Origin of the sequence: Streptomyces sp. RP5T, assembly GCF_003933965.1 — a bacterium.
Lineage (GTDB): Bacteria > Actinomycetota > Actinomycetes > Streptomycetales > Streptomycetaceae > Streptomyces.
Genome location: NZ_RSAJ01000002.1, coordinates 16,138 through 40,487, shown reverse-complemented (window position 1 = coordinate 40,487; position 24,350 = coordinate 16,138). Strand labels below are relative to the sequence as shown.

General features: G+C 71.9%; 23 protein-coding genes. 6 read left to right on the top strand and 17 right to left on the bottom strand.

Annotation, left to right across the window (positions count from 1 at the left end; all coding sequences use genetic code 11):
* Positions 1–8 precede the first annotated feature (8 nt).
* From EHS43_RS00425 to EHS43_RS00415, 3 genes are read right to left on the bottom strand one after another with little or no spacing between them, the layout of a single operon-like run.
* A complete protein-coding gene (locus tag EHS43_RS00425) occupies positions 9–683 on the bottom strand; it encodes a response regulator transcription factor (RefSeq protein ID WP_125188319.1) in 675 nt (224 codons plus the stop codon).
* Entirely contained in the window at positions 680–1,906 is a 1,227-nt protein-coding gene (gene macS, locus EHS43_RS00420) for a MacS family sensor histidine kinase (RefSeq protein WP_125188317.1), read from the bottom strand. The genes EHS43_RS00425 and macS overlap by 4 nt, the downstream gene beginning before the upstream one ends.
* Before the next feature lie 40 nt (positions 1,907–1,946).
* Positions 1,947–2,726, bottom strand: a complete 780-nt coding sequence (locus EHS43_RS00415) for a 1-acyl-sn-glycerol-3-phosphate acyltransferase (RefSeq protein WP_125188315.1) — start codon at positions 2,724–2,726, stop codon at positions 1,947–1,949.
* Positions 2,727–2,870: 144 nt separating this feature from the next.
* Here EHS43_RS00415 and EHS43_RS00410 point away from each other — a divergent pair, with 144 nt between their 5' ends.
* Together EHS43_RS00410 and EHS43_RS00405 are read left to right on the top strand one after the other, a co-directional pair.
* Positions 2,871–3,650: a carboxylesterase gene (locus tag EHS43_RS00410; protein WP_125188313.1), complete on the top strand. Its 780-nt coding sequence runs from the start codon at positions 2,871–2,873 to the stop codon at positions 3,648–3,650.
* Positions 3,643–4,245 (top strand): hypothetical protein, encoded by a 603-nt coding sequence (locus tag EHS43_RS00405; protein ID WP_125188311.1) that lies wholly within the window; start codon positions 3,643–3,645, stop codon positions 4,243–4,245. Before EHS43_RS00410 ends, EHS43_RS00405 begins: the two co-directional genes overlap by 8 nt.
* Positions 4,246–4,251: 6 nt before the next feature.
* Here EHS43_RS00405 and EHS43_RS00400 read toward each other — a convergent pair whose 3' ends face one another.
* The 6 genes from EHS43_RS00400 to EHS43_RS00375 form a co-directional block, all read right to left on the bottom strand.
* Positions 4,252–4,959 (bottom strand): endonuclease/exonuclease/phosphatase family protein, encoded by a 708-nt coding sequence (locus EHS43_RS00400; RefSeq protein ID WP_125188309.1) that lies wholly within the window; start codon positions 4,957–4,959, stop codon positions 4,252–4,254.
* A gap of 109 nt (positions 4,960–5,068) precedes the next feature.
* Positions 5,069–6,022 (bottom strand): ROK family glucokinase, encoded by a 954-nt coding sequence (locus EHS43_RS00395; RefSeq protein ID WP_007381458.1) that lies wholly within the window; start codon positions 6,020–6,022, stop codon positions 5,069–5,071.
* A gap of 67 nt (positions 6,023–6,089) precedes the next feature.
* Entirely contained in the window at positions 6,090–6,572 is a 483-nt protein-coding gene (locus EHS43_RS00390; protein ID WP_020119859.1) for a DUF5304 family protein, read from the bottom strand.
* Positions 6,573–6,629: 57 nt separating this feature from the next.
* A complete protein-coding gene (locus EHS43_RS00385; RefSeq protein ID WP_125188307.1) occupies positions 6,630–7,787 on the bottom strand; it encodes an ArsA family ATPase in 1,158 nt (385 codons plus the stop codon).
* A gap of 204 nt (positions 7,788–7,991) precedes the next feature.
* The gene (locus tag EHS43_RS00380) at positions 7,992–8,432 is read right to left on the bottom strand and encodes an SRPBCC family protein (RefSeq protein WP_125188305.1); all 441 of its coding nucleotides are present in this window, start codon (positions 8,430–8,432) and stop codon (positions 7,992–7,994) included.
* 91 nt (positions 8,433–8,523) lie between these two features.
* Positions 8,524–9,321: a metallophosphoesterase gene (locus EHS43_RS00375; RefSeq protein WP_125188303.1), complete on the bottom strand. Its 798-nt coding sequence runs from the start codon at positions 9,319–9,321 to the stop codon at positions 8,524–8,526.
* 292 nt (positions 9,322–9,613) lie between these two features.
* Here EHS43_RS00375 and EHS43_RS00370 point away from each other — a divergent pair, with 292 nt between their 5' ends.
* Entirely contained in the window at positions 9,614–11,413 is a 1,800-nt protein-coding gene (locus EHS43_RS00370) for a long-chain fatty acid--CoA ligase (RefSeq protein ID WP_125188301.1), read from the top strand.
* A 16-nt stretch (positions 11,414–11,429) separates the two neighbouring features.
* Here EHS43_RS00370 and EHS43_RS00365 read toward each other — a convergent pair whose 3' ends face one another.
* The gene (locus EHS43_RS00365; RefSeq protein WP_125188299.1) at positions 11,430–13,010 is read right to left on the bottom strand and encodes a GMC oxidoreductase; all 1,581 of its coding nucleotides are present in this window, start codon (positions 13,008–13,010) and stop codon (positions 11,430–11,432) included.
* Between the two features lie 83 nt (positions 13,011–13,093).
* On the bottom strand, positions 13,094–14,236 hold the full coding sequence (locus tag EHS43_RS00360) for a glycosyltransferase family 4 protein (protein ID WP_125188297.1): 1,143 nt from the start codon (positions 14,234–14,236) through the stop codon (positions 13,094–13,096).
* Positions 14,237–14,356: 120 nt separating this feature from the next.
* Between EHS43_RS00360 and EHS43_RS00355 the strand changes: the two genes are divergently transcribed.
* Positions 14,357–15,631: a glycosyltransferase family 87 protein gene (locus EHS43_RS00355; protein WP_125188295.1), complete on the top strand. Its 1,275-nt coding sequence runs from the start codon at positions 14,357–14,359 to the stop codon at positions 15,629–15,631.
* On the opposite strand, the gene EHS43_RS00350 is transcribed toward EHS43_RS00355, so the two are convergent.
* The 5 genes from EHS43_RS00350 to EHS43_RS00330 all read right to left on the bottom strand — a co-directional run bounded on the left by EHS43_RS00350 (position 15,619) and on the right by EHS43_RS00330 (position 20,912).
* Positions 15,619–16,812, bottom strand: coding sequence for a hypothetical protein (locus tag EHS43_RS00350; RefSeq protein ID WP_125188293.1), 1,194 nt, complete (start codon positions 16,810–16,812; stop codon positions 15,619–15,621). The two genes, EHS43_RS00355 and EHS43_RS00350, sit on opposite strands and share 13 nt — an antisense overlap.
* A gap of 33 nt (positions 16,813–16,845) precedes the next feature.
* Positions 16,846–17,862 carry an NlpC/P60 family protein gene (locus tag EHS43_RS00345; protein ID WP_125188291.1) on the bottom strand — a complete coding sequence of 339 codons (1,017 nt, stop codon included), beginning with the start codon at positions 17,860–17,862 and terminating at the stop codon, positions 16,846–16,848.
* A gap of 186 nt (positions 17,863–18,048) precedes the next feature.
* Positions 18,049–19,083, bottom strand: coding sequence for an NlpC/P60 family protein (locus EHS43_RS00340; protein WP_125188289.1), 1,035 nt, complete (start codon positions 19,081–19,083; stop codon positions 18,049–18,051).
* A 210-nt stretch (positions 19,084–19,293) separates the two neighbouring features.
* The gene (locus tag EHS43_RS00335; RefSeq protein ID WP_125188287.1) at positions 19,294–20,637 is read right to left on the bottom strand and encodes an NYN domain-containing protein; all 1,344 of its coding nucleotides are present in this window, start codon (positions 20,635–20,637) and stop codon (positions 19,294–19,296) included.
* 35 nt (positions 20,638–20,672) lie between these two features.
* Complete coding sequence (locus EHS43_RS00330) at positions 20,673–20,912, bottom strand: hypothetical protein (RefSeq protein ID WP_037719539.1); 240 nt, start codon at positions 20,910–20,912, stop codon at positions 20,673–20,675.
* Between the two features lie 171 nt (positions 20,913–21,083).
* On the opposite strand from EHS43_RS00330, the gene EHS43_RS00325 reads away from it, so the two are divergent.
* Both EHS43_RS00325 and EHS43_RS00320 read left to right on the top strand, forming a co-directional pair.
* Positions 21,084–21,824, top strand: coding sequence for a rhomboid family intramembrane serine protease (locus tag EHS43_RS00325; RefSeq protein WP_125188285.1), 741 nt, complete (start codon positions 21,084–21,086; stop codon positions 21,822–21,824).
* A complete protein-coding gene (locus tag EHS43_RS00320; RefSeq protein WP_020137395.1) occupies positions 21,821–22,102 on the top strand; it encodes an Lrp/AsnC family transcriptional regulator in 282 nt (93 codons plus the stop codon). The genes EHS43_RS00325 and EHS43_RS00320 overlap by 4 nt, the downstream gene beginning before the upstream one ends.
* Positions 22,103–22,165: 63 nt before the next feature.
* On the opposite strand, the gene EHS43_RS00315 is transcribed toward EHS43_RS00320, so the two are convergent.
* Positions 22,166–24,301: a PQQ-binding-like beta-propeller repeat protein gene (locus EHS43_RS00315; RefSeq protein WP_125188283.1), complete on the bottom strand. Its 2,136-nt coding sequence runs from the start codon at positions 24,299–24,301 to the stop codon at positions 22,166–22,168.
* Positions 24,302–24,350 lie beyond the last annotated feature (49 nt).

The window sequence follows — 24,350 nt, the reverse complement described above, 5'->3', positions numbered from 1 at the left end:
CGGGCGTCTCACTCGTCGTCGAGGCCTCGTTCGATGGCGTAGCGGACGAGTTCGACCCTGTTGTGGAGTTGCAGCTTGCCGAGGGTGTTCTGGACGTGGTTCTGAACCGTGCGGTGGGAGATCACCAGGCGCTCGGCGATCTGCTTGTAGCTCAGGCCCTTGGCGACCAGACGCAGCACCTCGGTCTCGCGCTCGGTGAGCTGCGGGACCTTCGGCTGGTCCGGGTCGGAGGCGGGCGCGGGGTCGGAGGCGAGGCGGCGGTACTCGCCGAGGACCAGGCCGGCGAGGCCCGGGGTGAAGACCGGGTCGCCGACGGCCGTCCGGCGGACCGCGTCCAGGAGTTCCTCGGTGGAGGCCGACTTGAGCAGGTAGCCGGTCGCGCCCGACTTCACGGCCTCCAGGACGTCGGCGTGCTCGCCGCTGGCCGACAGGACGAGCACGCGCAGGGCCGGGTTGTGGCCGACGAGCTCCTTGCAGACCTGGACGCCCGGCTTCACCGGCAGGTTCAGGTCGAGCACCAGCACGTCCGGGCCGGCCGCCTTGGCCCGGCGTACGGCCTGGTCGCCGTCGCCGGCGGTGGCGACCACGTCGAAACCGGACTCCGCGAGGTCCCGGGCGACCGCGTCGCGCCACATGGGGTGGTCGTCGACCACCATCACCTTGATCGGGTCCTTGTCGTTCATCGCTGTCCTGCCTTCCCCCGTGAGACCTTCGGTACCTTCAGCTCGACCTCCGTGCCCTGCCCCGGAGGCGAGATCAGCTCGGCGCTGCCGCCGAGCTCGCGCAGCCGGCCCCGGATCGACAGGGCCACCCCGAGCCGCCCCTCGCCCTCGGCCTGGGCGAGCCGGCCCTCGGGGATGCCGGGGCCGTCGTCCCGTACGGTCACGATCACCTCGTCGGGCTCGTCCTCGACGAGGATCCACGCACGCGCGTGCTCACCGGCGTGCCGGTGGACGTTGTCCAGGGCGGCCCCGACGGCAGCGGCCAGCTCGCGGGCGGCCGCCGGGGGCAGCGGGACGGGGGCGCCGGGCTCGACGAGGGAGACCTTCGCCGAGGCGTAGGGGGCGAGCAGCGCGCGCAGGTCGAGCGACCCGCGGGCCGACTCGTCGTCCGGCCCCTCGTCGACGACGTGGACGACCGCCCCCTGGGCCGCGTCCGCCGACACCCGCGAGACCGAGGTCAGGCCGCCGGAGACCAGGGTGCGCAGCGCCACCTCCTGCTCACCGGCCATCCGGCCCAGCTCGGCCGCCTCGCCGCCGAGGACCGCACCGCGGCGCTGCACCATGGCGAGCACCTGCAGGACGCTGTCGTGGATGTCCCGGGCCAGCCGCTCGCGCTCCCGGGTGGCCGCCTCGATCTCCAGAGCACGGGCGAGGGTGCGCTCGGAGGCGCGGGCGACCTCGACGACGTAGCCGATGGCGAGGGAGGCGACCCAGACGAGGATCACGTTGTGGACGGTGTCCCGGGCCGGCTGACCGCGCTCGATCAGGTTGGCGGCGGCGACCGGCGTGGAGGCGAGCGCGGCCCAGCGCCAGCCGCCCTTGATGGCGAAGGCGAGGACGGAACCGGCGGTCCATATCGACGGCAGGGTGGGGCCGCCGCCGTCGATGTGGTGCTGGTTCACGACCAGCGGGGTCAGCACGATCCCGGTGAGCGCGATCGCGAGGTCGACGGCGAGGAAGCGCTTGGTGCACGCGGCCGCGTTCTGGACGCGGGGCAGCGTGGCCAGCGTCCAGACGCACAGGACGACGTAGTAGGCGATGGCGATACCGGGCCGGTCGAAGTCGTCGTACGTACTGGCGAAGAGCCCGACCGCGTACAGCATGGTGAGCACCCGGTACCCGGTCAGGGCACGCCACAGCGGCTGCTCGACCGACATGCGCATGACGCGTACTTGCTTGGCCATCTCCCCCACCCCCGGGCCCGGACCACCGTGTCCCAGGATCCTAGGACGCGGAGGCCCCGGGCTTGTCCTCGTCGGCCGTCGTACCGCCGGCCTCGGCCTTCACGGCAGCCGCCCTGGCGGCCTTCTCCGCCTTGGCGGCCTCCGAGATCTGCCGCTTGGCCGCGGTCGCGTAGATGTCGACGTACTCCTGGCCGGAGAGCTTCATGATCTCGTACATGACCTCGTCGGTCACCGCGCGCAGCACGAAACGGTCGTGCTCCATGCCCTGGTAACGGCTGAAGTCCAGGGGCGCGCCGATGCGGATGCCCGGCCGCATCAGCTTGGGCAGGACCTTGCCGGGCGGCTGGATCTTCTCCGTGTCGATCATGGCGACGGGGATCACCGGGGCGCCGCTGGCGAGCGCCACGCGCGCGAGGCCGCCGGGCTTGCCGCGGTACAGGCGCCCGTCGGGCGAGCGCGTGCCCTCGGGGTAGATCCCGAACAGCTCACCGCGCTCCAGGACGTCGAGGCCGCTCCTGATGGCCGCCTCGCCCGCGCCGCGCGCGCCGGAGCGGTCCACGGGGAGCTGGCCCACGCCCTTGAAGAAGGCGGCCGTGAGGCGGCCCTTCACGCCGGGCGTGGTGAAGTACTCGGCCTTCGCGATGAAGGTGACCTTGCGGTCGAGGACCGCGGGCAGGAAGAACGAGTCGGAGAAGGACAGGTGGTTGCTCGCCAGGATGGCCGGCCCCTCGGCGGGAATGTTCTCCAGGCCTTCCACCCAGGGCCTGAAGGCGACCTTCAGCGGCCCGCCGATGGCGACCTTCATCGTGCCGTACAACAACCGAGTGCCTCCTGTGTTCGTCGAACAGACCTTAACCCGGGCCCTCGGCAAACAGACCGACGGCCCTGGTCGGTGTCAGTGCGGTCGCGTACGGTGAACCACACCCGGACTTGCTCACACTTCTTTCATGAACAGGAGACCCAGGTGCCGGTCCTCCCCGGAGCCGAGCCGTTCCGCCATGAGGGCGGGGAGGCCGGTGTCCTTCTCTGCCACGGCTTCACCGGTTCCCCCCAGTCACTGCGGCCCTGGGCCCAGCACCTCGCCGAGCACGGCCTGACGGTCTCCCTGCCGCTGCTGCCCGGGCACGGCACGCGCTGGCAGGACATGGCCCTCACGGGCTGGCAGGACTGGTACGCCGAGGTGGACCGCGAGCTGCGCGCCCTGACCGAGCGCTGCACCTCCGTGTTCGTGGCCGGTCTGTCCATGGGCGGCACCCTGGCCCTCAGGCTGGCCGCCAAGCACGGGGACGCAGTGCGCGGTGTCGTGGTCGTCAACCCGGCGAACCGCATGCACGGCCTCGCGCCCTACGCCCTTCCGGTGGCCCGTCATTTCGTGCGGACGGCGCCCGGGATCGCCAGCGACATCAAGAAGGAGGGCAGCGTCGAGCTGGGGTACGACAAGGTGCCGCTGCACGCGGCGCACTCCCTGCGGACCTTCTTCCGGCTGGTCGACGGCGAGCTGCCGCAGGTCACCCAGCCGCTGCTGGTGCTGCGGAGCTCCCAGGACCATGTGGTGCCGGCGACCGACTCCGCGCGCGTGCTGAGCCGGGTGTCGTCGACGGACGTGACCGAGATCGTGCTGGAACAGAGCTACCACGTGGCGACGTTGGACCATGACGCGGAGCGGATTTTCGACGAGAGCCTCGCGTTCATCGGCCGGCACACCACCGGCATCGGCAGTGAAGGGACGGCCGCCCGTGGCTGAGCACGACTCCGACCGCGAAGACCGCGAGGGCCACGAGCCGGAGGAGCAGGGCGTCCCGTTCGACGAGGAGGCCGCGTGGGCGGCCATCGTCGCCGGGTACGGCGAGGAGCCGAAGGACCCGCCGGGCACGAAGCCGTTCAAGTCGGTCGAGGATCTCGCGCTCCTGGAGACCGAGACCAACGACGAGCCCACGGCGACGGAGAAGACGCAGAAGACCGAGACCGGGCCGAACAAGGACGAGAAGCCGGCGAAGCCGCTGGGCGGTTCCGTCTCCTTCGCGCCCGGCGTCGGGCCGCGCGACTACAGCGCGCCGGAGCCGTCCGAGGACGACTTCGAGGAGGACGACGAGGGCCACTTCGTCCCGCCGGAGCCGCCACCGCTGCCCGCGGCCGACACCACGGCGAAGTTCGCCTGGCTGGGGGTGCTGGGCGGGCCCGTGCTGCTGCTGGTCGCGGTGCTGCTGGGCTGGGAGATGACGTGGTGGCTGGCCACGGTCGGGATCGGCGGGTTCCTCGGCGGCTTCGTCACGCTGGTGACGCGCATGCGGACCGACGACGAGGACGACGAGAACCCCGGCCGGGGCGCGGTCGTGTAGTCCGGCTCAGTTCGCGGGCACGGCGAGGGTGGCCAGGACCGGAAGGTGGTCGGTGGCCGCCCTCAGGTCTGTCCGCGTGATCCCGGGAAGGTCCAGGGGGACTCCGCAGCCGAGCACCTCGATGCCCTTCGTGGCGAAGATCGCGTCGATGCGCTGGTGGGGTTCGGTGCGGGTCCAGGTGTGTTCGCCGCCCTGAGGACTGGTCGCCCAGCAGTCCTGGAGGCCGGTGGCGACGCGCCTGAAGGCGCGGCCGGTGGGGCCCTCGTTGAGGTCGCCCCCGGCCACGGCGTGCTCCACGCCCATGCCGGCCAGGCGGTCGAGGAGGGCGCCCGCCTGGTCGTGGCGCTCGTCCTTCTGCAGGGACAGGTGACAGCTCAGAACGCCGAGGCGGGCCCCCGCGATGTCGACGACGGCGGTGGCGAAGCCTCGCCTGTGCTGTCCCGGAGTGAGCGGGAGGAGCACGTCCTCCGTGCGTTCGACCGTGGCCCGCAGGTTGCAGAGGATGGCTGGTCCCGCGGCTGTGCCACCCCCGGTGAGGACGACCAGATCCGAGGCCGAGGCGAGCCGTGCCAGCTTCTTGCGCCAGCGGAAGAAGCGGGGGGCCTCCTGGACCAGTACGAGATCCGGTGCGCAGGCCGTGATGATCCGGGCCAGTGCGGCTGTGTCGTCTCGCATCGAGCGGATGTTGTAGCTCAGGACTTTGACCGGAACCATGTGGATCAATTTACGCCCACCGAAGAGGGGCGCGAGGTGAGTGCGCGACCGCCGGTTCGTTGTGGCTGGTCGCGCGGTTCCCCGCGCCCCTGAAAAGGAAAAGGCACCGTTACATGATCGGGTCGGGCTCTCTCGCCAGGTCCGCCGCGCCCACCAGGCCCGCCTTGTTGCCCAGTTGGGCCGCGATGACGTCGGCCACGGGGCGCCAGTTGCCGCCCACGAGCCAGCGCTTGTAGGACTTGCGGATCGGGTCCAGGACCAGTTCGCCCTCGTCGGAGAGGCCGCCGCCGACGATGAAGGCGGACGGGTCGAAGAGGGAGGCCAGGTCGGCGAGGCCCGCGCCGGCCCAGCGGGCGAGCTCGCGGTAGGAGTCGACGGCGACCGGGTCGCCCTGCCGGGCGGCCATGGAGATGTGCTTGCCCTCGATGCCGTCGGGGCTGCCGTCACCGAGGCCGAGGAGGATCTCGGCGTTCTCCGGGGTGGCGTTGGCGCGCTGCTTGGCGTACCTCACCAGCGCGCGCCCCGAGGCGTACTGCTCCCAGCAGCCCTGCGAGCCGCAGCCGCACAGCAGGCCGTCCGGGACCATGCGGATGTGGCCGAACTCGGCCGCGACACCGAAGTGGCCGCGGCGCAGCTTGTTGCCGATGATGATGCCGCCGCCGAGGCCGGTGCCGAGCGTGATGCAGATGACGTTGCGGTGGCCCTTGCCCGCGCCGAACTTGTACTCGCCCCACGCGGCCGCGTTGGCGTCGTTCTCCACGACGACCGGAAGGCCGACACGGGTCTCGACCTTCTCCTTCAGCGGTTCGTTGCGCCAGTGGATGTTGGGGGCGAAGTAGACCTCCGAGCGCTGGCGGTTGACGTATCCGGCCGCACCGATGCCCACGCCCACGATGTCGTGTCCGGCACGCGCGCCCTCCACCGCCGAGGCGATCGCGTCCACGATGCCCTCGGCCGTGCCCGGAGTCGGCACCTTGTGTGTCGAGAGGATGTTGCCTTCCTCATCGACCACGCCGGCCGCGATCTTCGTGCCGCCGATGTCGACGCCGATGGTGAGTCCCATGAATCCCTCAGTTTCGGTCGAGCCCCGCTACGGCCAACCGTACCCGAGGCCCTGCCGTCAGGGGGTTTCAGTCCAAGTCGATGCGCTCGGGACCGGGGTCCTCGCCCTTGTCGCGCAGGGTGTCGTCACGCCGGCTCCAGCGCTGTTCCTGCGCCTGGACCGCGGAGCGGTAGGCGGCGAGGAGTTCGCCACCGGCGGCGGCGAGGTGGTCGAAGACGTCCGGGTTGCGCTCGATGACCGGCTCGACCGCGGCCTTGGCCTGCTGCACGACCTGCTTGACCACCTGCTGGGCCGCGGGCCCGGCGATGCCCCCGAGCAGGGGGGACTGGAGGCCGGACAGTTTCTCGGCGACGTTGTCGACCAGTTTGCGCAGCTCCTCGGCGGCCGAGCCCGGGGGCGGGCCGTACTGGGTGCGGCGGCGGGCCTTCTCCGCCGCGAGGTCCTCCGCGACCGCCGTCGCCCACGCGTCGGCGTCGGTCGCCCGTACCTCGTCCACGGCGTCCGCGGGCTCGCGGTCCGCGGCGTCGGACGGGGGGAGCTCTTCGCTCATGACGACCTCCTGACTACGGTTCGTCCCTCCGACGTTACCCGAATGGGCGTACCCGGTTCACGGGGTGCGCGGCCACAGACCGGGGTCCGGCGCGAACCTGATCCGCAGCTCGCCCTCGCGCAGGGCGGCGCCGGCGACGGTGCAGCGGCGCAGGGCCGAGGGCAGCGGGACGATCCGGCGGAACTGCCCCGCGCTGACCACGAGTTCGTCGCCGCGCCGGATCAGGTCCAGCTCGTCGCGCACGGCACCGGGCAGCGGGATGTGCCAGACGAGGACGCCGTCCTCGGCAAGCTGGTCGGCCACGGGCCACTCGACGGTGGAGGTCGTGTCGTTGACCACGGGGGCAGCGAGCGCGGTGAGGTCGTCGTCGCCGCGCGGGTCGTGGCCGAGATGCGGGACGCTCCGGACGTCGTACGACTCCTGCCACTCCTCCAGGGCCTTGCGCTGCTGGGCCACGAGTCCGGCGGGCCAGTCCTCCGGTACGACGCGGGAGGCGACCAGGATGTCGGGGCGCAGGCCGCGCAGGGCGAGGGCCAGGCTCGCGGCATGCACGGCGTCGGTGCCGGCGGGGCCGGGTTCGGCGACGAGTCGTACCACCGCCCCCCGGTCGGCGAGGACGGCCTGGACCGCGCCGAGTTCGGTGTCCCAGCGGGCGGCGGTCTCGTACAGCCACTCCGAGGGCATGGGGACGCCGGCGAGCCGGCCGAGGACGGGACGCAGACCGGCGGCCGCCTGGCGCTCGGCGGGCAGCAGCCGGCGCAGGTAGCGGCGCAGTTCCTCGGGCAGGGAGAGCAGGGCGAGGGCCTGCGGGACGGGCGGCAGGTCCACCACGAGCAGCTCGTGGCGCTCGGAGAGCGCGGCGTCGCGCAGGGCGCGCAGCAGCGTGAGTTCCTCGGCGCCGGGGAGGGGGGTGACCTCCTCGGGGTCCAGCCGGGAGGCGCCGAGCAGGTCGAGCACGTGGGAGGCGCGTTCCTGGAACGCGGCGAGGTCGTCGCGGAATCCGGCGGTGGCGTCGGGGCGCCAGGCGGTGAGGTTCTCCGCGACCTGGGCGGGGGTCGCGCCGGTCGGTACGCCGAGGACCGTGCCCAGGGTGTCCGTCCGGTCGGCGCTCAGCACGAGGGTGCGGGTTCCCTCGCGGGCGGCGGCGAGCGCGGTGGCGGCGGCTACGGTGGTACGGCCGCTGCCGCCGGGACCGGTGATCAGGATGGTGCGCATAGGGGTGAACCGTAACGGACGCAGAGGAGGTGCCTCGATGTGCCGTCTCGCGGCTGCGGGTGCGTCGTGGCTGGTCGCGCAGTTCCCCGCGCCCCCGAAAAGGCGGGTACGGCTGGGCAGGCTGCGACCGCACCCACCCAGGGGCGCGGGGAACTGCGCGACCGACCCCCACCGGCCCGCAGCCGACAGCGAACCGGCGAAGCCCTACCGCCCCGACTCGACCCGCTTCTTCAGACCGGCCAGCGCCCGGTCGATGATGACCTTCTCCGCCTTGCGCTTGATCATCCCCAGCATCGGGATCTTGACGTCGACCGTCAGCAGGTACGTGACCTCGGTCGCCCCCGCCCCGGCCGGCTTCAGCACGTACGAGCCGTCGAGCTGACGCAGCATCTGGGACTTGACCAGCGTCCAGGAGACCTCGTTCTGGCCGGTCCACGTGTAGCCGAGGACCTGGTCGTCCTTGATGGCGCCCGCGTCCATGACCAGCCGGACCTGCTCGGCGCGGCCGGACGCGTCCGTGGAGAGCACCTCCGCCTGCTTCACCTCGCCCGTCCAGTCCGGATAGCGGGCGAAGTCGGCGATCACGGCCATGACGTCGGCCGGCGCAGCGTCGATCGTGATGCTCGAACTGGTGTGTTCCGCCATCGCCGTGGCTCCTCCAGATACGGTCCGGTGAGGAAGGGTGACGCACGCGTACGCACGTCTGTGCAGCGTGAAGGCTACCGCGCGGACGGACTCACCATTCCAGCGCCCACGGCTTGCCGCTGCCGGCGAAGTGCCCGACGTTCACGCACTCCGTCGCACCGATCCGCATCCGGCGGACCAGGGGCTGATGGACGTGGCCGAACAGGGAGTACCGCGGACGGGTGCGGCGGATCGCGGCCAGCAGCGCCCGGCTGCCCCGCTCGAACCGCCGCGCCACCGTGTCGTAGACCAGTTCCGGCACCTCCGGCGGGATGTGCGTGCACAGCACGTCCACCTCGCCGACCGCCTCGATCTTCGCCGCGTACTCCTCGTCGCTGATCTCGTACGGCGTCCGCATGGGGGTCCGCAGACCGCCCCCGACGAAGCCGAACGTCCAGCCGCCGATCTCCGCCCGCTCGCCGTCGAGCACGGTCGTACCGGGTCCGGCGTACTCCGGCCACAGCGGCGGCATGTCGACATTGCCGTAGGTCGCGTACGTCGGTGTCGGGAAGGCGGCGAACATCTCGGCGTACTGCTTGCGCACCGCGGTCTCGATCACCGAGCCCCGGTCGGCACCGATGCCGCCCCACAGCCTGGCGCCGAGGTCGCGGGCCTCCTCGAAGCGGCGGGCGGTGCGCAGTTCCACGATGCGGTCGGCGTTCTCGACCCCGAACAGGTCGGGGAAGATGCCGCGCGAGTGGTCGGCGTAGTCGAGGAACAGGACCAGGTCACCCAGGCAGATCAGGGCGTCGGCACCCTCGCCGGCTCTGGCCAGGTCACGGGCGTTGCCGTGCACGTCGCTGACCACGTGTACGCGGGTCTTCCGGTTTCCGGCCGGTGTGGGTGCCATGACGATCAAGAGTAGGCCTGTGGGGCATACGTGAACAGTGCCGACCGGACCTGCGGTTACTGGCCAGTCAGTAAGCAGGTGGACTACTGTGCGCGAAGAACCCCAATCCGTGTGACGCAGCGAACATCTCGCCGGACCCCCCTGTCGAAGAAGCCATACCGGCGGGTAACGTCCGGGCAGTCCAGTCGTGCTCAGCATTCGACGACGAATCCCTGAGCACCTGCCCGAGCCTTGGACCGACCGTCGCATCACACAACGTCGTGGCGCCGGCGCCCTATGAGGAGCAGCAGTCTTGCGCGAGTTCAGCCTTCCGGCTTTGTACGAGGTCCCTGCGGACGGCAATCTCACCGACATCGTCCGTAGAAACGCCGCGCAGCATCCCGACGTCGCCGTCATCGCCCGCAAGGTGGGAGGCCAGTGGCAGGACGTGACGGCCACGGCGTTCCTCGCCGAGGTGCACGCCGCCGCCAAGGGGCTCATCGCCTCCGGTGTCCAGCCGGGCGACCGGGTCGGTCTGATGTCCCGCACGCGCTACGAGTGGACGCTGCTCGACTTCGCGATCTGGTGCGCGGGCGCGGTGACCGTGCCGGTGTACGAGACGAGCTCGCCGGAGCAGATCCAGTGGATCCTGTCCGACTCGGGCGCGACCGCGTGCGTCGTGGAGCTGGACTCGCACAGCGCGGCCGTCGAGTCGGTGCGCGAGAACCTGCCCGCGCTCAAGCACGTCTGGCAGATCGAGGGCGGCGGCATCGAGGAACTGGGCCGCGCGGGCAAGGACATCAGCGACGCGGCCGTCGAGGAGCGCAGCTCGCTGGCGAAGGCCGACGACGCGGCGACGATCGTCTACACCTCCGGCACCACCGGCCGCCCCAAGGGCTGTGTGCTCACCCACCGCAGCTTCTTCGCGGAGTGCGGCAACATCGTGGAGCGGCTGCGCCCGCTGTTCCGCACCGGCGAGTGCTCGGTCCTGCTGTTCCTGCCGCTCGCGCACGTCTTCGGCCGGCTGGTGCAGATCGCGCCGATGATGGCGCCGATCAAGCTGGGCATGGTCCCGGACATCAAGCAGCTCACCGACGAACTGGCCTCCTTCCGGCCGACGCTGATCCTCGGCGTCCCCCGTGTCTTCGAGAAGGTCTACAACTCGGCGCGCGCCAAGGCGCAGGCGGACGGCAAGGGCAAGATCTTCGACAAGGCCGCCGACACGGCGATCGCCTACAGCAAGGCGCTTGACACCCCGTCGGGCCCGTCGCTCGGACTGAAGATCAAGTACAAGACCTTCGACAAGCTGGTCTACAGCAAGCTGCGGGCGGTCCTCGGCGGCCGGGGCGAGTACGCCATCTCCGGCGGTGCCCCGCTGGGCGAGCGGCTCGGGCACTTCTTCCGCGGCATCGGCTTCACGGTCCTGGAGGGCTACGGCCTGACCGAGTCCTGTGCCGCGACCGCGTTCAACCCCTGGGACCGCACGAAGATCGGCACGGTCGGGCAGCCGCTGCCGGGCTCGGTGATCCGGATCGCGGACGACGGCGAGGTGCTGCTGCACGGCGAGCACCTGTTCAAGGGCTACTGGAACAACGAGGCCGCGACCGCCGAGGCGCTCACCGACGGCTGGTTCCACACCGGTGACATCGGCACCCTCGACGAGGACGGCTACCTCAGGATCACCGGCCGCAAGAAGGAGATCATCGTCACCGCGGGCGGCAAGAACGTCGCCCCGGCCGTGATCGAGGACCGCATCCGGGCGCACGCGCTGGTCGCGGAGTGCATGGTGGTGGGCGACGGGCGGCCGTTCGTGGGCGCGCTGGTCACCATCGACGAGGAGTTCCTGGGCCGTTGGGCCGAGGAGCACGGCAAGCCGGCGGGTTCCACCGCGGCGTCGCTGGCCGGGGACGCGGACCTGAACGCGGCGATCCAGGCCGCGGTCGACGACGGCAACGCCGCGGTGTCGAAGGCGGAATCGGTGCGGAAGTTCCGCATTCTGTCCTCCCAGTTCACGGAGGAGACGGGCCACCTCACGCCGTCGCTGAAGCTGAAGCGCAATGTGGTGGCGAAGGACTACGCGGCCGAGATCGAGGCGATCTACGCGAAGCAGTAAGCCTCCTGACGGATCGTCATGGCGCGGTGTCCTCCACGAGGACCCGCGCCATCGTCCGTTCGGCGAGCGCGGTGATGGTGACGAACGGGTTCACCCCGATGTTGCCGGGGATCAGCGAGCCGTCGGTGACGTACAGCCTCGGATAGCCCTTCACCCGGCCGTAGTTGTCGGTGGCCTTGCCCAGCACGCAGCCGCCCAGCGGGTGGTAGGTGAAGTCGTCGGCGAAGACCCTGCTGGGGGAGCCGAAGAGGTCGTACCGGTAGATGGTCGCGTTGGCGGAGTTGATCCGGTCGAAGAGCTTCTTGGCCATGCCGGAGGAGACCGCGCTCTGCGCCGCGCTCCAGTCGAGCGCCAGCCCTCCGCTGCCGTAGGAGAACCGGGCGCGCTGGGGGTTCTTGGTGATCGCCAGGTAGAGGCTGACCCAGTGCTCCAGCCCCGTGGGCAGGGGAGCGATCTCGGCGAAGACGGGGTTGTCGGCGTTGGCCCAGTCGTCGATGCCCATGACCGGCATGGTCGACTGGTTGGCCCCGACGGTGTCCCACAGGTGGTTGGCCCGCCCGAGCATCGTGTTGCCGTTGGGCCCCCAGCCCGCCCCGACGCTCGCGTCCAGTGCCGGGAGCGTCCCCGACTGCCGTGACCGGAGCAGGAGTTCGCTCGTGCCGAGGCTGCCGCCGCCGAGGAACAGATAGGTGCAGCCGTACTGCTTGGTCTCGACGACCGCGCCGGTGTAGTCGATGCGTTCGGCGGTCAGCACCCAACTGCCGTCGTTGGCCCGGCTGATCCCGGTGACCTTCTCCATGGTGTGGATGGTGACGTTGCCGGTGCCGAGCGCGGACGCCAGATAGGTCTTGTCGAGGCTCTTCTTGCCGAAGTTGTTGCCGTAGATGACCTCCTGGCCGAGGGCCGACCTGGTGGCGGTGCCGGCGGCCTCGCGCTGCATGTAGCCGAAGTCGTAGACGCTGGGCACGAAGGTGGTCCTCAGACCGGCCTTCTGGGCGTGCTTCCGGGAGACCCGGGAGAACTGGTACCACTCGGTCGACTCGAACCAGGCCGGGTCGATGGTGTTGACGCCGAGCATGGCCCGGGCGCGCGGGAAGTACGTGGAGTACATCTCCGCGGTGTCCACGGTCGGGAACTGCTCGGCGAACCAGGACTGGAGCGGGGTGACCGCCATCGAGCCGTTGACCAGGGAGCCGCCGCCGACCCCGCGGCCCACGAAGACCGACATGCCGGAGAAGCGGACGCGGTCCAGGACGCCCGGGTAGGGGGTGATGTCCTTGTTGACGACGTCCAGCCACAGGAAGCTCGCCAGCGGGGCCTCGGTGCGGGTGCGGAACCACATGGAGCGCTGGTCGGGGTTGGCGGTGTTGCAGAAGACCTTGCCGTCGGGGCCTGCGGTGTTCCACAGCCGGCCCATCTCCAGGACGAGGGTGCGGATGCCGGCCTGCCCGAGGCGGAGGGCGGCGACGGAGGCGCCGTAGCCGGAGCCGACGACGATGGCGGGCGCGGACTCGACCGCGGCGGGCTCGTCCGCGCGGGCCGACTGGAGCCCGACACGGGTGAAGCCGAGAGTGGCCGCCGTTTGGAGGGCGGCCATACCAAGGATCTGACGTCTGGTCAGCTGACGCTGTATCAGTTTTCCTGTCATGGCCGCAGCATGGGCGGATTATCCGGCTCCGGCTATAGCAGCGTCTTCAACTTTTCCGCCAACAAGTCCCACCGCCACTTCTCCTCGACCCACTCCCGCCCCCGCTCCCCCATGCGCCTCCGCAGTTCCGCGTCACCGAGGAGGACGGTGATCCGCTCGGCGGCCTCCTCCGGGGAACCGCCCCGCACGACCCACCCGGTCTCGCCGTCGAGCACGGCGTCGGGGGCGCCCCCGGAGTCACCCGCGACCACCGGGAGCCCGGTGGCCGAGGCCTCCAGGTAGACGATCCCGAGACCCTCGACGTCGAGCCCGCCCCGGCGGGTCCGGCACGGCATCGCGAACACGTCCCCGGCGCCGTAGTGCGCGGGCAGCTCGGCCCAGGGCACGGCCCCGGTGAAGCGCACGGAACCGGCGACGCCGGTCTCGTGGGCGAGCCGGCGCAGGTCCTTCTCGTAGGGCCCGCCACCGACCACGAGCAGAACGGCGTCGGGCTCCGCGGCCAGGATGCGCGGCATGGCGAGGATGAGGGTGTCCTGCCCCTTGCGCGGCACGAGCCGGGACACGCACACGACCACCGGCCGGTCCGTCAGTCCCAGCCGCGCCCGCACGGCGTCGCCGCCCGACCCGGGGTGGAAGGTCTTCTCGTCGACGCCGGGCGGCAGCTGCACCATCCTCGCGGCCGCCCGGGGCGTCAGCGCGGCGGCGATCCGCGACCGCGTGTACTCCCCGAGGTAGGTGATCGTGTCCGTGGACTCCCCGATCCGGCCCAGCAGCTGCCGTGCGGCGGGCAGCTGGGCCCAACCGGCCTCGTGCCCGTGGGTGGTCGCCACCAGCCGTTCGGCGCCGGCCCTCCGGAGCGCGGGCGCCATCAGGCCGAGCGGCGCGGCCGCCCCGAACCACACCGACGTACAGCCGTGCTCCCGCAGCAGAGCGACGGCCCTCCGGGTCGCCCCCGGCGTCGGCAGCAGCATGGTCGTGGAGTCCCGTACGACGGTGAAGGGCTGCTCGGCGTCGAAGGCCGCGGTCGCCTCGACGCCCTCCCGGCCCCGCTTCCAGGTGGAGGCGTAGACGACCAGGCGCTCGGGGTCGAGCCGCAGCGCCATGTTGTGCAGGAACGCCTGGATGCCCCCCGGGCGGGGCGGGAAGTCGTTCGTCACGATCAGGGTCTTGTGCATCGCCGCAGACCCTACCGAACCGGCTGCTCACAGCCGGGCGCGGCCACGTTTGTGGCACCCTCACAGGAGAGCGGGACATCATGTTCCCCTCAAGACCGGTAGAGAACGGCAGGGGATCACGTGGAGACGAAGGCCGTGCGGTGGTCCCTGACCGGGCTGCTGCTGACCTGGGGCGTGACCAGACTGCTGCTCCTGCTGTGGGTCTTCCGGGTGTACGTCTTCCCCGGCCCGGACGTCACGAGTGACGTGTCGGTGATCTACCAGGGCTGGTACGACGTCCTGCGCACCGGAACGTTCCCGCAGTCCGACGTGACCTGGCAGTATCCGCCCGCCGCGGCCCTCGCGATCCTCTCCCCCGCGCTGCTGCCCTTCCTGGAGTACACGCAGGCCTTCTTCCTCATGGCCTTCGCGGCGGACCTGGCCGTCCTGCTCCTGCTGCTGTACGCGGGCCTGCGCGACGGGCGGCGGCTGCGGGGGGCCTGGGTGTGGGTGGCGGGCGTACCGCTGCTCGGCCCGACCGTCTACTCCCGCTACGACGTGATGGTGACCGCGGTGGCGGTCGCCGCCGTCCTCGCGGCCGCCCGGCACCCTCGCGTGGCGGGGGCCCTGGTGGGCTTCGGGGCGCTGCTGAAGGTGTGGCCGGCGCTGATCCTGGTCGGCATCCGCAGACGCGGCGTGTGGGCCTCGGCGGCCCTGACCGTGCTCGTCGTCGCCGGGCTGTTCGCGGTGGCGATGCCCGGGGCCTTCGCCTTCCTGACCTTCCAGCGGGAGCGGGGCACCGAGGTGGAGTCGCTGGGCTCGCTGGTCTTCCACATCGCCCGTCACCACGGCTGGGACGGCCAGGTGCTGCTGAACTACGGCTCGGTGGAGTTCCTCGGCCCCTGGGTGACCACCGTCAGCACGGCCGCGCTCGCGCTGACCGGCATGGCCTTCGGACTGCTGCTGCTGTGGCGGCTGTCGGCCACCCGGTTCGAGACGCACACGGCGGCCGACGCGGCGCTGGTGGCGGTGCTGATGTTCACCACCACCAGCCGGGTGATCAGCCCGCAGTACATGGTGTGGCTGGTCGGCCTCGCGGCGGCCTGTCTGTGCTTTCGCGCGAGCCGGATGGGCGTGCCGGCCGTCCTGGTGCTGGTGGCGTGCTTCGTGACGGTCCTGGAGTTCCCGATCTGGTTCGCGGACGTCGTGGGCAGCACCCCCCTCGGCATCACCCTCCTGCTCGTCCGCAACGGCCTGCTCGTCCTCGCCACGGCCCTCGGCATGCGCACCCTGTGGCGAGCGACGGTCCCGAAACGCACCCCCGCGCCCCCGGTGCCGGAGGATCAGGAACCCGAGCCGGCCCGGGAGACCCGGCGTCCTCCTGAGCCCCGGGAGCCGTCGGCTCAGGCCAGCTGATCTCGCAGGTACTGCCGCCACTGGGCGGTGAAGGTCCTCAGGTCGGTGCCGAGGACGTCCGCCATGGACTTCTCCACCGCTCCCGGGCGCTTCTCGTGCGTGCCCACCGCGCGGTAGAACTCACCCAGCTTCGCCTCGCCCCAGCGGTCCGCGATCAGACGGCAGGCCAGCCAGCCGCCCTCGTAGGACATCGCGAGGCCGGACGCGGTGCCGCCGAAGCCGAAGTCCGCGTCGGACGGCAGGGCCGCCGGCACCCGGCCCGCCGACACCGCCTCCCCCAGCTCCGGCGCGACCTCGGCCGGGGTGCGCCCGGTGCCCCGGTAGCCGACCCAGTCGGCATAGCCCTCCGACAGCCACAGCGGGGTCGCGGCGGTGGTGTCGGCGCGGGTGGCCACATGGGTGGTCTCGTGGGTGAGCACGACCTGTCGGCCGAGGTTGCCGAGCAGGCCGTACGCGTCGGGGTTGACGATGATCCGGTCCGCGGGTGCCCGCGCCGGGGCCCCGGTCTCGCCGGTGGTGACGGCCGCGATCCCGCGGTACGAGGAGGCGGGCGAGCCGAGCAGCCCCGCCATGCCGTCCAGGGACCTCGGTACGAGCACGACGACGTGCCGGGACCATCCGGTGCCCCAGGCGTCGGACACGGCGGGCACGGCGTCGTCGGCGAGGTCCGCGAAGGAGTGCAGCCGCTCGCCGGACTGGCCGACACCGAGGACGATGCTGTGCTTCCCGCGGACGACGGTCACCTCGCCCTGGTCCCACAGCTGCTGCGGGGCCTTCTTCGCGGGCTTCTCGTCCTTCACGTACCAGTGGCCGGCCGCGTCGAGGGAGAGGTCCAGCGTGCGGGCGACGGTGACGGGGGCCTGGTCGTAACCCTGGACCTGGTACCGCAGTTCGGCGTCGGCGGTGGCACCGGCGCCGGTGCGGTGGACGGCGGTGACCCTGTAGGCCCAGGAGGCGAGCGGCACCGCGCTCACGTCCTCGAACCAGTCCGCGGTACCCGTCTCGGCCACCGCCGCTCCGTCCCGGTCCAGGACGGCCGCCGCCCGCAGGTCGAGGACGTGCTGCACGTCGGCCTCGGCGGCGTCGGTGGCCGTCGGCCGCCCGCCGCAGGACACCAGCGAGGCGAGCAGCAGGCACAGCACCACCGCACCGCGTTTCGGCACCCGCCGTCGACCAGCCATGTTTCCCGATCGTACGGGCATCGCGGCCGTCGGTCAGGGGCGCGTGACCGTCGCCCCCGGCATCATGCCCACCGGGTCGTAGCGCACCGGGGCACCGGGGTAGGGGGCGTGCACGACCTGGCCGTTGCCGACGTACATGCCGACATGGCTGGCGTCCCCCCGGTAGGTGACCAGGTCACCGGGCCGCGCCTGGGAGAGCGGCACCTGGCGGCCGGCGTACCGCTGGGCCTGCGAGGTGCGCGGGAGGGAGACGCCGGCCTGGGCGTACGACCACTGCATCAGGCCCGAACAGTCGAAGGCGCCCGGCCCGTTGGCACCCCACACGTACGGCTTGCCGACCGCGGACTGCGCGGCGGCCACGGCGGCGGCCGCCCGGCCCGAGGGCGCCACGGCTCCCGAGAGGTCGGGCATCTCGGCACGGCCGGAGCGCGAGGCCCGGTCGTAGGCGGCCCGCTCGTCGGACGGCAGGGAGTTGAGCAGCTCGCGCGCCCGGGCGAGCTTCTTCTCGACGGTCCGCTTGTGGGAGGCGACGGCCTTGCGGCTCCTCTCCAGTTCGCCGAGCTTCCGGGCCGCCTCGCTGCGCTCCTGGGCGAGTTCGCGCATGGCCTCCTGAAGGCCCCTGAGCTCGCCCGCCTGGTGGGCGTTGATGCGGTCCAGAGCGGCCGCCTTGTCGAGGTACTCGTCCGGGTCGTCGGAGAACAGCAGCGCGAGGGACGGATCGAGGCCGCCGGCGCGGTACTGGGCCCCGGCCAGTGAACCGAGCTTCTCCCGCAGGGAGTTGATGCGCTCCTGATGCCGGGCGATGGTGTCCTGCGCGGTGCCGACCTCCTCGCGCAGCGCGTCGGCGCGGTCGTCGGCCTTGTTGTAGGCCTCGGTGGCCCGCTCGGCCTGCTCGTAGAGGCGGTCCACCTCGGCCCTGGTGTCGGCGGACGGAGCGGCGACGGCCGGTACGGCGCCGAGTGCGGCTGCCGCCGCGGACAGCGCGCACAGGGCGGCACCGGCGCCCCGGTTGAACCCGGACGTCTGGGCAAGGCGGCGATGGGACCCCACGGGAAGCCGCGCTCCTTCCGTTGGCGGACGAGAACGCGGCAGACAGTAGCCCCGGGAACGGGACCTGACCAAAGACCTCAAGGGATGCACAACCGGGCGCCCCGCCTCAGACGCAGGTCATGGGCGGGGCGTGGAATCAGATGAGGTTGTCGCGATTCGCCCGAACGGGGGGCGGGTCGTGGGGTGTCAGATCCGTACGCCGAACTGGAACGGCATGTTGTTGATCGACTCGTAGCGCACGACCGTGCCGGTGCGGGGGGCGTGGAGGACCTGGCCGTTGCCGGCGTAGAAGCCGACGTGGTGCTGGTCGCCGTAGAAGATGACCAGGTCGCCGACCTTGAGGTCGCTCTGCGAGTAGATACGGGTACCGGCGTTGGCCTGGGCCTGCGAGGTGCGCGGGATGGTGACGCCGGCCTGCGCGAAGGCCCAGGAGGTCAGGCCCGAGCAGTCGAAGGAGGAGGGGCCGGTGGCGCCGTAGACGTACGGCGAGCCGATCTTGCTCTGGGCGGCCTGGAAGGCGGCGAGGGCTCGGCCGGAGGCGGGGCCGGTGTTGCCGAGGTCCACGCGCTCGCTGGCGGAGCGGCTGGCGCGGGCGTCGGCTGCGGCGAGGGCGGCCTTCTCGGCGGCGGTGAGCGAGTTGAGGAGCTTCTGCGCCTCGGCGAGCTTGCCCTGAACGGCCTTCTTCTGCTTGGCCAGTTCGGCGCGGGTGCTGGCGAGGTCCTGGAGCTTCTCGGTGGCCTCGGCGCGGTCCTGGGCCAGCTCGCGCTGCTTCTCCTGGATCTTCTTCAGCGCCTCGACCTGCTGGGAGCTGAGCTGGTCCGCGGTGGAGGCCTTGTCCAGGTAGTCGTCCGGGTTCGACGACAGGAAGAGCTGGAGCGAGGAGTCGATGGAGCCGGTGCGGTACTGCGCGGCGGCCGCCATGCCTATGGAGTCACGGAGTTCGTTCAGGTCGTCCTGGCCGCGGGCCACGTTGTCCTGGATGGTGGAGATCTCCTTCTGGAGCTTCTCCTGCTTCTCCTTGGCCCCGTTGAGCTTCTCGGTGGCCTGCTCGGCCTGCTCGTAGAGGGCGTCGACCTTCGCCTTGACCTCGTCCTTGCTCGGCTTCTCGCTCGGCGCGGCGTTGGCGGCATTGGCACTGAGGGCCACGGCGGCAGCCGCTGCGGTCGTGAGCACGGTCACGCGCGTACGGCTCGGCTGCTTGGGTCGACGGTGGGACGCCACGGAGGTGAACTCCTTCTTTTGAGTGATCACCCGCTCGGAGGTTCGAGGCCAGACCCTAGTGACCTTCCCGTGATCAGTTCAAATCCTCAGGAGCAAAATCTCGTCACAGCGTGCATTCTTTGCACATAACTCACGTGCAGTGAGGCGGGCTTGACACTACGTTGCGTGATGATACGGCTAATTCGGGCGTTAAACCGCTAACTTCGAGGTTTAGGACAGCCGCTTCAGCAGCACCGCCGAAGCGACCGGTCGCGCCCCCGCCTTGGCGATGCCGTCGGCGACCTCGCGGTCGGTCGAGGCGACGATCACCGGCCGCCCGGGCGGCTCGGCGCGCACCAGCTGGCGGATCAACTCGTCGGCGGTGACACCCGCCTTGGAGAACAGCACCCGCACCCCGCGCGGCGGCGCGAGCAGCACCGGCGCGGCGAGCTCGGCCCCGTCGAAGACACAGGTCACCTCCGCCCCGGTCTGCGCGGCGAGCTGCGAGAGCTGTCCGAGGAGCCGCAGGCGCTGCTTCTCCAGCGGCATCTGGGGATAGCCGGTCTTGGTGACGTTGTAGCCGTCGACCACCAAGTGCGCCTGGGGCAGGGCGAGCAGCTGGTCCAGGATCGCCGGGTCGCTGTCGGACAGGGCCCGCGCGGCGATGTCCTTCGGTGTCATGCGGCCCGGTTCGACCGCGTCCACGGTCTCGGCGGGCCGCACGGAGACCGGCGGCAGGGCCAGTTCCCGGCGCAGTCCCTGGGCCGCGTCCAGAACGGTGTCCAGAAGCAGACGCACGCGCATGTCCTCGACACTACGCCCCTCCCGTGCCGCTCTGCGCGTGGCCTCCAGCGCGGCCTCCGCCTCCCCGAGGCGTGCCTTCAGGCGCCGGGACTCGCTCTCGGCGGCGGACACCTGGGCCTGGCCCTCGGCGCGTACGGACTCCATCTCGCCCTGCAGCTTGCGCAGCGCCGCCTCGCCGCGCTTGACGTCACTGAGTGCCGCACGCAGCTTGCGGTGAAGCGATTCGGCTTCCTTCTTGGCGGACTCCAGCTCGGTGCGCAGCCGCTCGGTCTCGGTGCGCGTGTGCTCGCGGGCGGCCGTGAGCTCCTCGCGCAGCCGCTCCAGCTCGGCGCGGTTCTCCTCGTCGGCCCGCTCCGCGTCCGCGCGCTGGGCCTCCTCGCCGGCCGCGGTGACCAGCTTGACCCAGCCGGTGGGGCGCAGCACATAGGCCGCGGCCGCCACGTCGAGCGGGTCCGCGGCCGGGGGCGGCGAACCGGAGTCGAGGGCGCCGGCCAGTTCCGGCTGGGCCTCTCTGAACTTCTCCCCGATGCGCTGACGGAAGAGCGGATCGGTCTCCAGCGCGGCCGCCATCGCGTTGCCCGCGAACTTGGCCCGCCGGTTCGGCGCGAAGCGCGCGTACTGGCGCAGCTGTGCGGGCAGTTCGGCGACGGTCAGTCCGCCGAACCCCTCCGAGACGATGTGCACGACCCTGCGCCGCACACCGTCGGGCAGCGGACGGTCGAGGACCTCGGCGGCGCCGTCGCCCGGCTCCCCGCCTTGTGTCTCCACCATCCGTCACACCCCATCACTGTGCGGGGCCGGCCCTGTCAGGAGCCGGCGCCCGGCCTGTCCACGAGTTCCACCTGGTCCACGGCGTTGCACCAGCGACACCGCACCGACTCGATGGTCTCACTGACCACCTCGCGCTCCTCGACCTTCGGCTCTCCCGCCAGGTCGAGGTGGACGTACTCGACGACCTTCGACGAGCGGGTCACATCGAAGCGCGTGAGGTTGCCGCAGAGGGTGCAGCGCCACCGCGTCGAGGCGGTCGGGAGGGGAACCGTCATCGTGACTGTGCTCTTTCCTGCTAGCCATTGTCAGTGACACACCGGCGTCCCGGTGCGTGTGGCTCGTAACCCTACGGCCTGGCGGGTACTGGCCGCTCGGGCGTCCACCGGACCCGTCCGGCGGCGAGGCGCTCTGTTCGCTTGCGTCCCGTTACGTCATGCTCTGTGTTCATGATCCGCAACTGGAGGGTGACACTCGGTGGAGCACGCGGCGCGCTCCGGGGGCCGGCTCCGGTCACCTACGGACTGATCGCCCTGTGCTGTCTGGTCTTCGTGATCGGCCCCGCCTCGGGCCTCGACCCGGCCTACGGCTCCGGGGACGCGGCCCTGGCCGCCCAGCGGGCGTACTTCCGCCGCTGGGGCGTGGTCCCCGCCGAGCTCTTCGAGGGCTCGCCCGGTGCCGCGCTCACCCCGGCCACCGCGCTGTTCGTGCACGGGAGCTGGGTGCACCTGCTGGGCAACATGCTGTTCCTCTACGTCTTCGGGGTGATGACCGAGGAACGCATGGGCCGGGTGCAGTTCCTCCTCTTCTACGTCGGCTGCGGCTACCTCGCCCTGCTGGGCTACGCGGCCGCCAACGCCGACTCCGGGCAGTCCCTGGTCGGGGCGTCCGGGGCGATCTCGGCGGTCCTCGGCGCGTTTCTCTTCCTGTTCCCCCGGGCCCGGGTGACCAGTCTCCTGCCCTTCCTCTTCTTCCTGCCGCTGCGCTTCCCCGCCTGGGTCGTCCTGCCCTTCTGGGCGGCGCTGCAATGGCTCGCGGCGGGCCGCGCCTCCGACGGCCCCGGGGTGGCCTATCTGGCCCACCTGGTGGGCTTCGGCCTGGGCCTGCTCTTCGCCTGGGTGCGTTTCGGCCGTACGACTAGAGTGAGGGCCGCCCCAGCTCCGGCCCCCGAGGGAGAGAACCAGCCGTGATCACCGCGATCGTCCTCATCAAGACCAGCGTGGACCGGATCCCCGAGATCGCGGAGCGGATCGCCGCGCTGGAGTCCGTGAGCGAGGTCTTCTCCGTGACGGGCACGTACGACCTGATCGCCATGGTCCGGGTCAAGCAGCACGAGGACCTCGCGGAGGTCATCCCCGGCAGCATCAGCAAGATCCCCGGCGTCGAGGCGACGGACACCCACGTGGCCTTCCGCACGTACTCCCAGCACGACCTGGAGGCCGCGTTCGCGATCGGTCTCGACAGCTGACCGGGCTCCCCGGCTGACGGGCCCCGAGGGCCAGGGCGTGTTGCGAAAGTCCCGCCGCCCGCCCTAGGAGCCGAGCGCGAGGACCGTGATGCCGTCGGCGTTCGCGGCGTACACGCGGCCGTCCCGGACGACCGGGCTCTGGGTGCCGATGGAGGCGCCGCCCTCGACCCGACGCCGCCAGGCCTGCTTCCCCTTGCGGTCGATGCCGTAGAGCGTCGAGCCGTGGCGGACGAGGACGGTGTCGCCGAAGACCGTGGGGTCGCTGTACTGGTTCCCCTCGTCGCTGAACCGGAAGGACCACACCGTCGATCCGTCGGCGGGGTCCAGGGCGAGCAGTTCGTAGTCGGAGGCGCAGACGCCCAGGCCGCCGAAGGGCACGCAGGTGAGGTAGCGGCCGCCGTAGACCCTGTCGTTGGCCGAGTGCCACAGCGGCCGGCCCGTGCGGCCGATGCCGTGCAGCATCCGCTCGCCGCCCGAACCGACGATCAGCGTGTTCCCGACCAGCGCCGGGCGCCCGGCGTCGAGGCCCGCCGACGTCGCCCAGAGCCGTTTGCCGCTCTTCGCGTCCAGGGCCTGGACCTGGTCCCCGAAGGTGCCGACGTACACCACGCCGTCCGCCACCAGGGGCTCGCAGGTGGGTGCCGGGCCGGTCGGCGTGGACCAGCGCACGCTGCCGTCGGGGGCGTAGGCCCGCACCCCGCCCGCGTCCGAGCCGTCGCCGTAGGACACCAGGACCAGCCCGGCCGCGGCGACCGGGAACTGGCTGTTCGCGGCGAAGGACCTGGTCCAGCGGACCTTTCCGTCCCGGCCGAGCGCGCACAGCCCGGAGGCGCCCTCCTGGCCGTCCTCCAGCAGGCAGTACACGCCGTCGGCGGTGGCGAGCGGGGACATCACCTCGGCCCCGAGCGGGGTGCGCCACAGGGGCCGTCCGTCCAGGTCCAGCGCGTGCAACGCGCGGTCCGTGCCGCCGACATACACCCGGGTGCCGTCGGGCGGGAGAGCAGCACAGGGGCCGCGCCGGCCGCCGAGTCCCTGGACCTTGTACTGCCAGCCCGTCGCGGGCGTGGCCGCCGGGGACCCCGCCCTCGCCGTCCCGTCCGGCGTGTCCCGCAGCCACAGCCACCCGCCCGCGCCGCCGGCCGCCACGACCCCGGCACCGCCCGCCACGGCCCGCAGCAGCCTGCGCCGGGACGGCGGGGCGGGGTCCGGTGTCGTATGGGTGACCGCGGGGAGGTCCGCGGCGGTCACGGGCGCCACGTACTCGACCCGGCTGCCCCGCTCCCCCGAGTCGTGCCCGGGGACCCAGCGCGCGCCGCTCCGGGCCGCCTCGGACTCCCGCACGGTCCCGGGCGCGTACCACCCGGGCCGCAGCCCCTCGCGCAGCGACCCCGCGGTGTGTCCCGCGGCCGCGACCAGCTCCGCCGGCGTGGGCCGCGCGCCGGGATCGTCCCGCAGGCACGACTCCACCAGCGCCAGCTGTTCCTCCGGTACGGCGGACAGGTCCACGTCACCGGTCAGGATCCGCAGCAGAACGACCGAATCCTGCCCCTCGCCGAAGGGTTCCCTGCCGCCGGAGGCGTAGGCGAGGACCGCGCCCAGGGAGAAGACGTCACTGGCCGGCACCACCTGGGCGCCGTTGCGGATCTGCTCGGGCGAGAGGTAGCCGACCGATCCGACGACGACGCCGGTCCGGGTCAGGGCGGTGCCCTCCAGGGCCCGGACGATCCCGAAGTCGATGACCCGCGGGCCGTCCGGCGCGAGCAGGATGTTGGAGGGCTTGAGGTCCCGGTGCACCAGCCCCTTGGCGTGGATCGCGGCGAGCGCCTCGGCGAGCGCGGCCGCCAGCAGCCGCACCGCGTCCCCGGGCAGCGGTCCCCCGGCGAGCACCGCGTCCCGCAGGTTGGGGCCCGGCACGAACTCGGTGGCCATCCAGGGCCGGGCCGCCCCGGTGTCCGCGTCCACGACCCGCGCGGTGTACGTGCCCGCCCCTCCGACGGTCTGCGCGGCCCGCACCTCGTTGCGGAACCGGGCCCGGAAGGTGCGGTCCTCGGCGTGCTCGGCCCGTACGACCTTCACGGCCAGCCGCAGCCCGCCGCGCGCCTCGGCGAGGTACACCTCGCCCATGCCGCCGGACCCGAGTCTGCCCAGGACCTCGTAGGGCCCGATGGTCCGCGGGTCCGTCTCGCGCAGCTCCTGCACCCCGTTGCTCCCCCTGCTTCCCGTACGGCTGCTGAGGGGGAGCGTATAC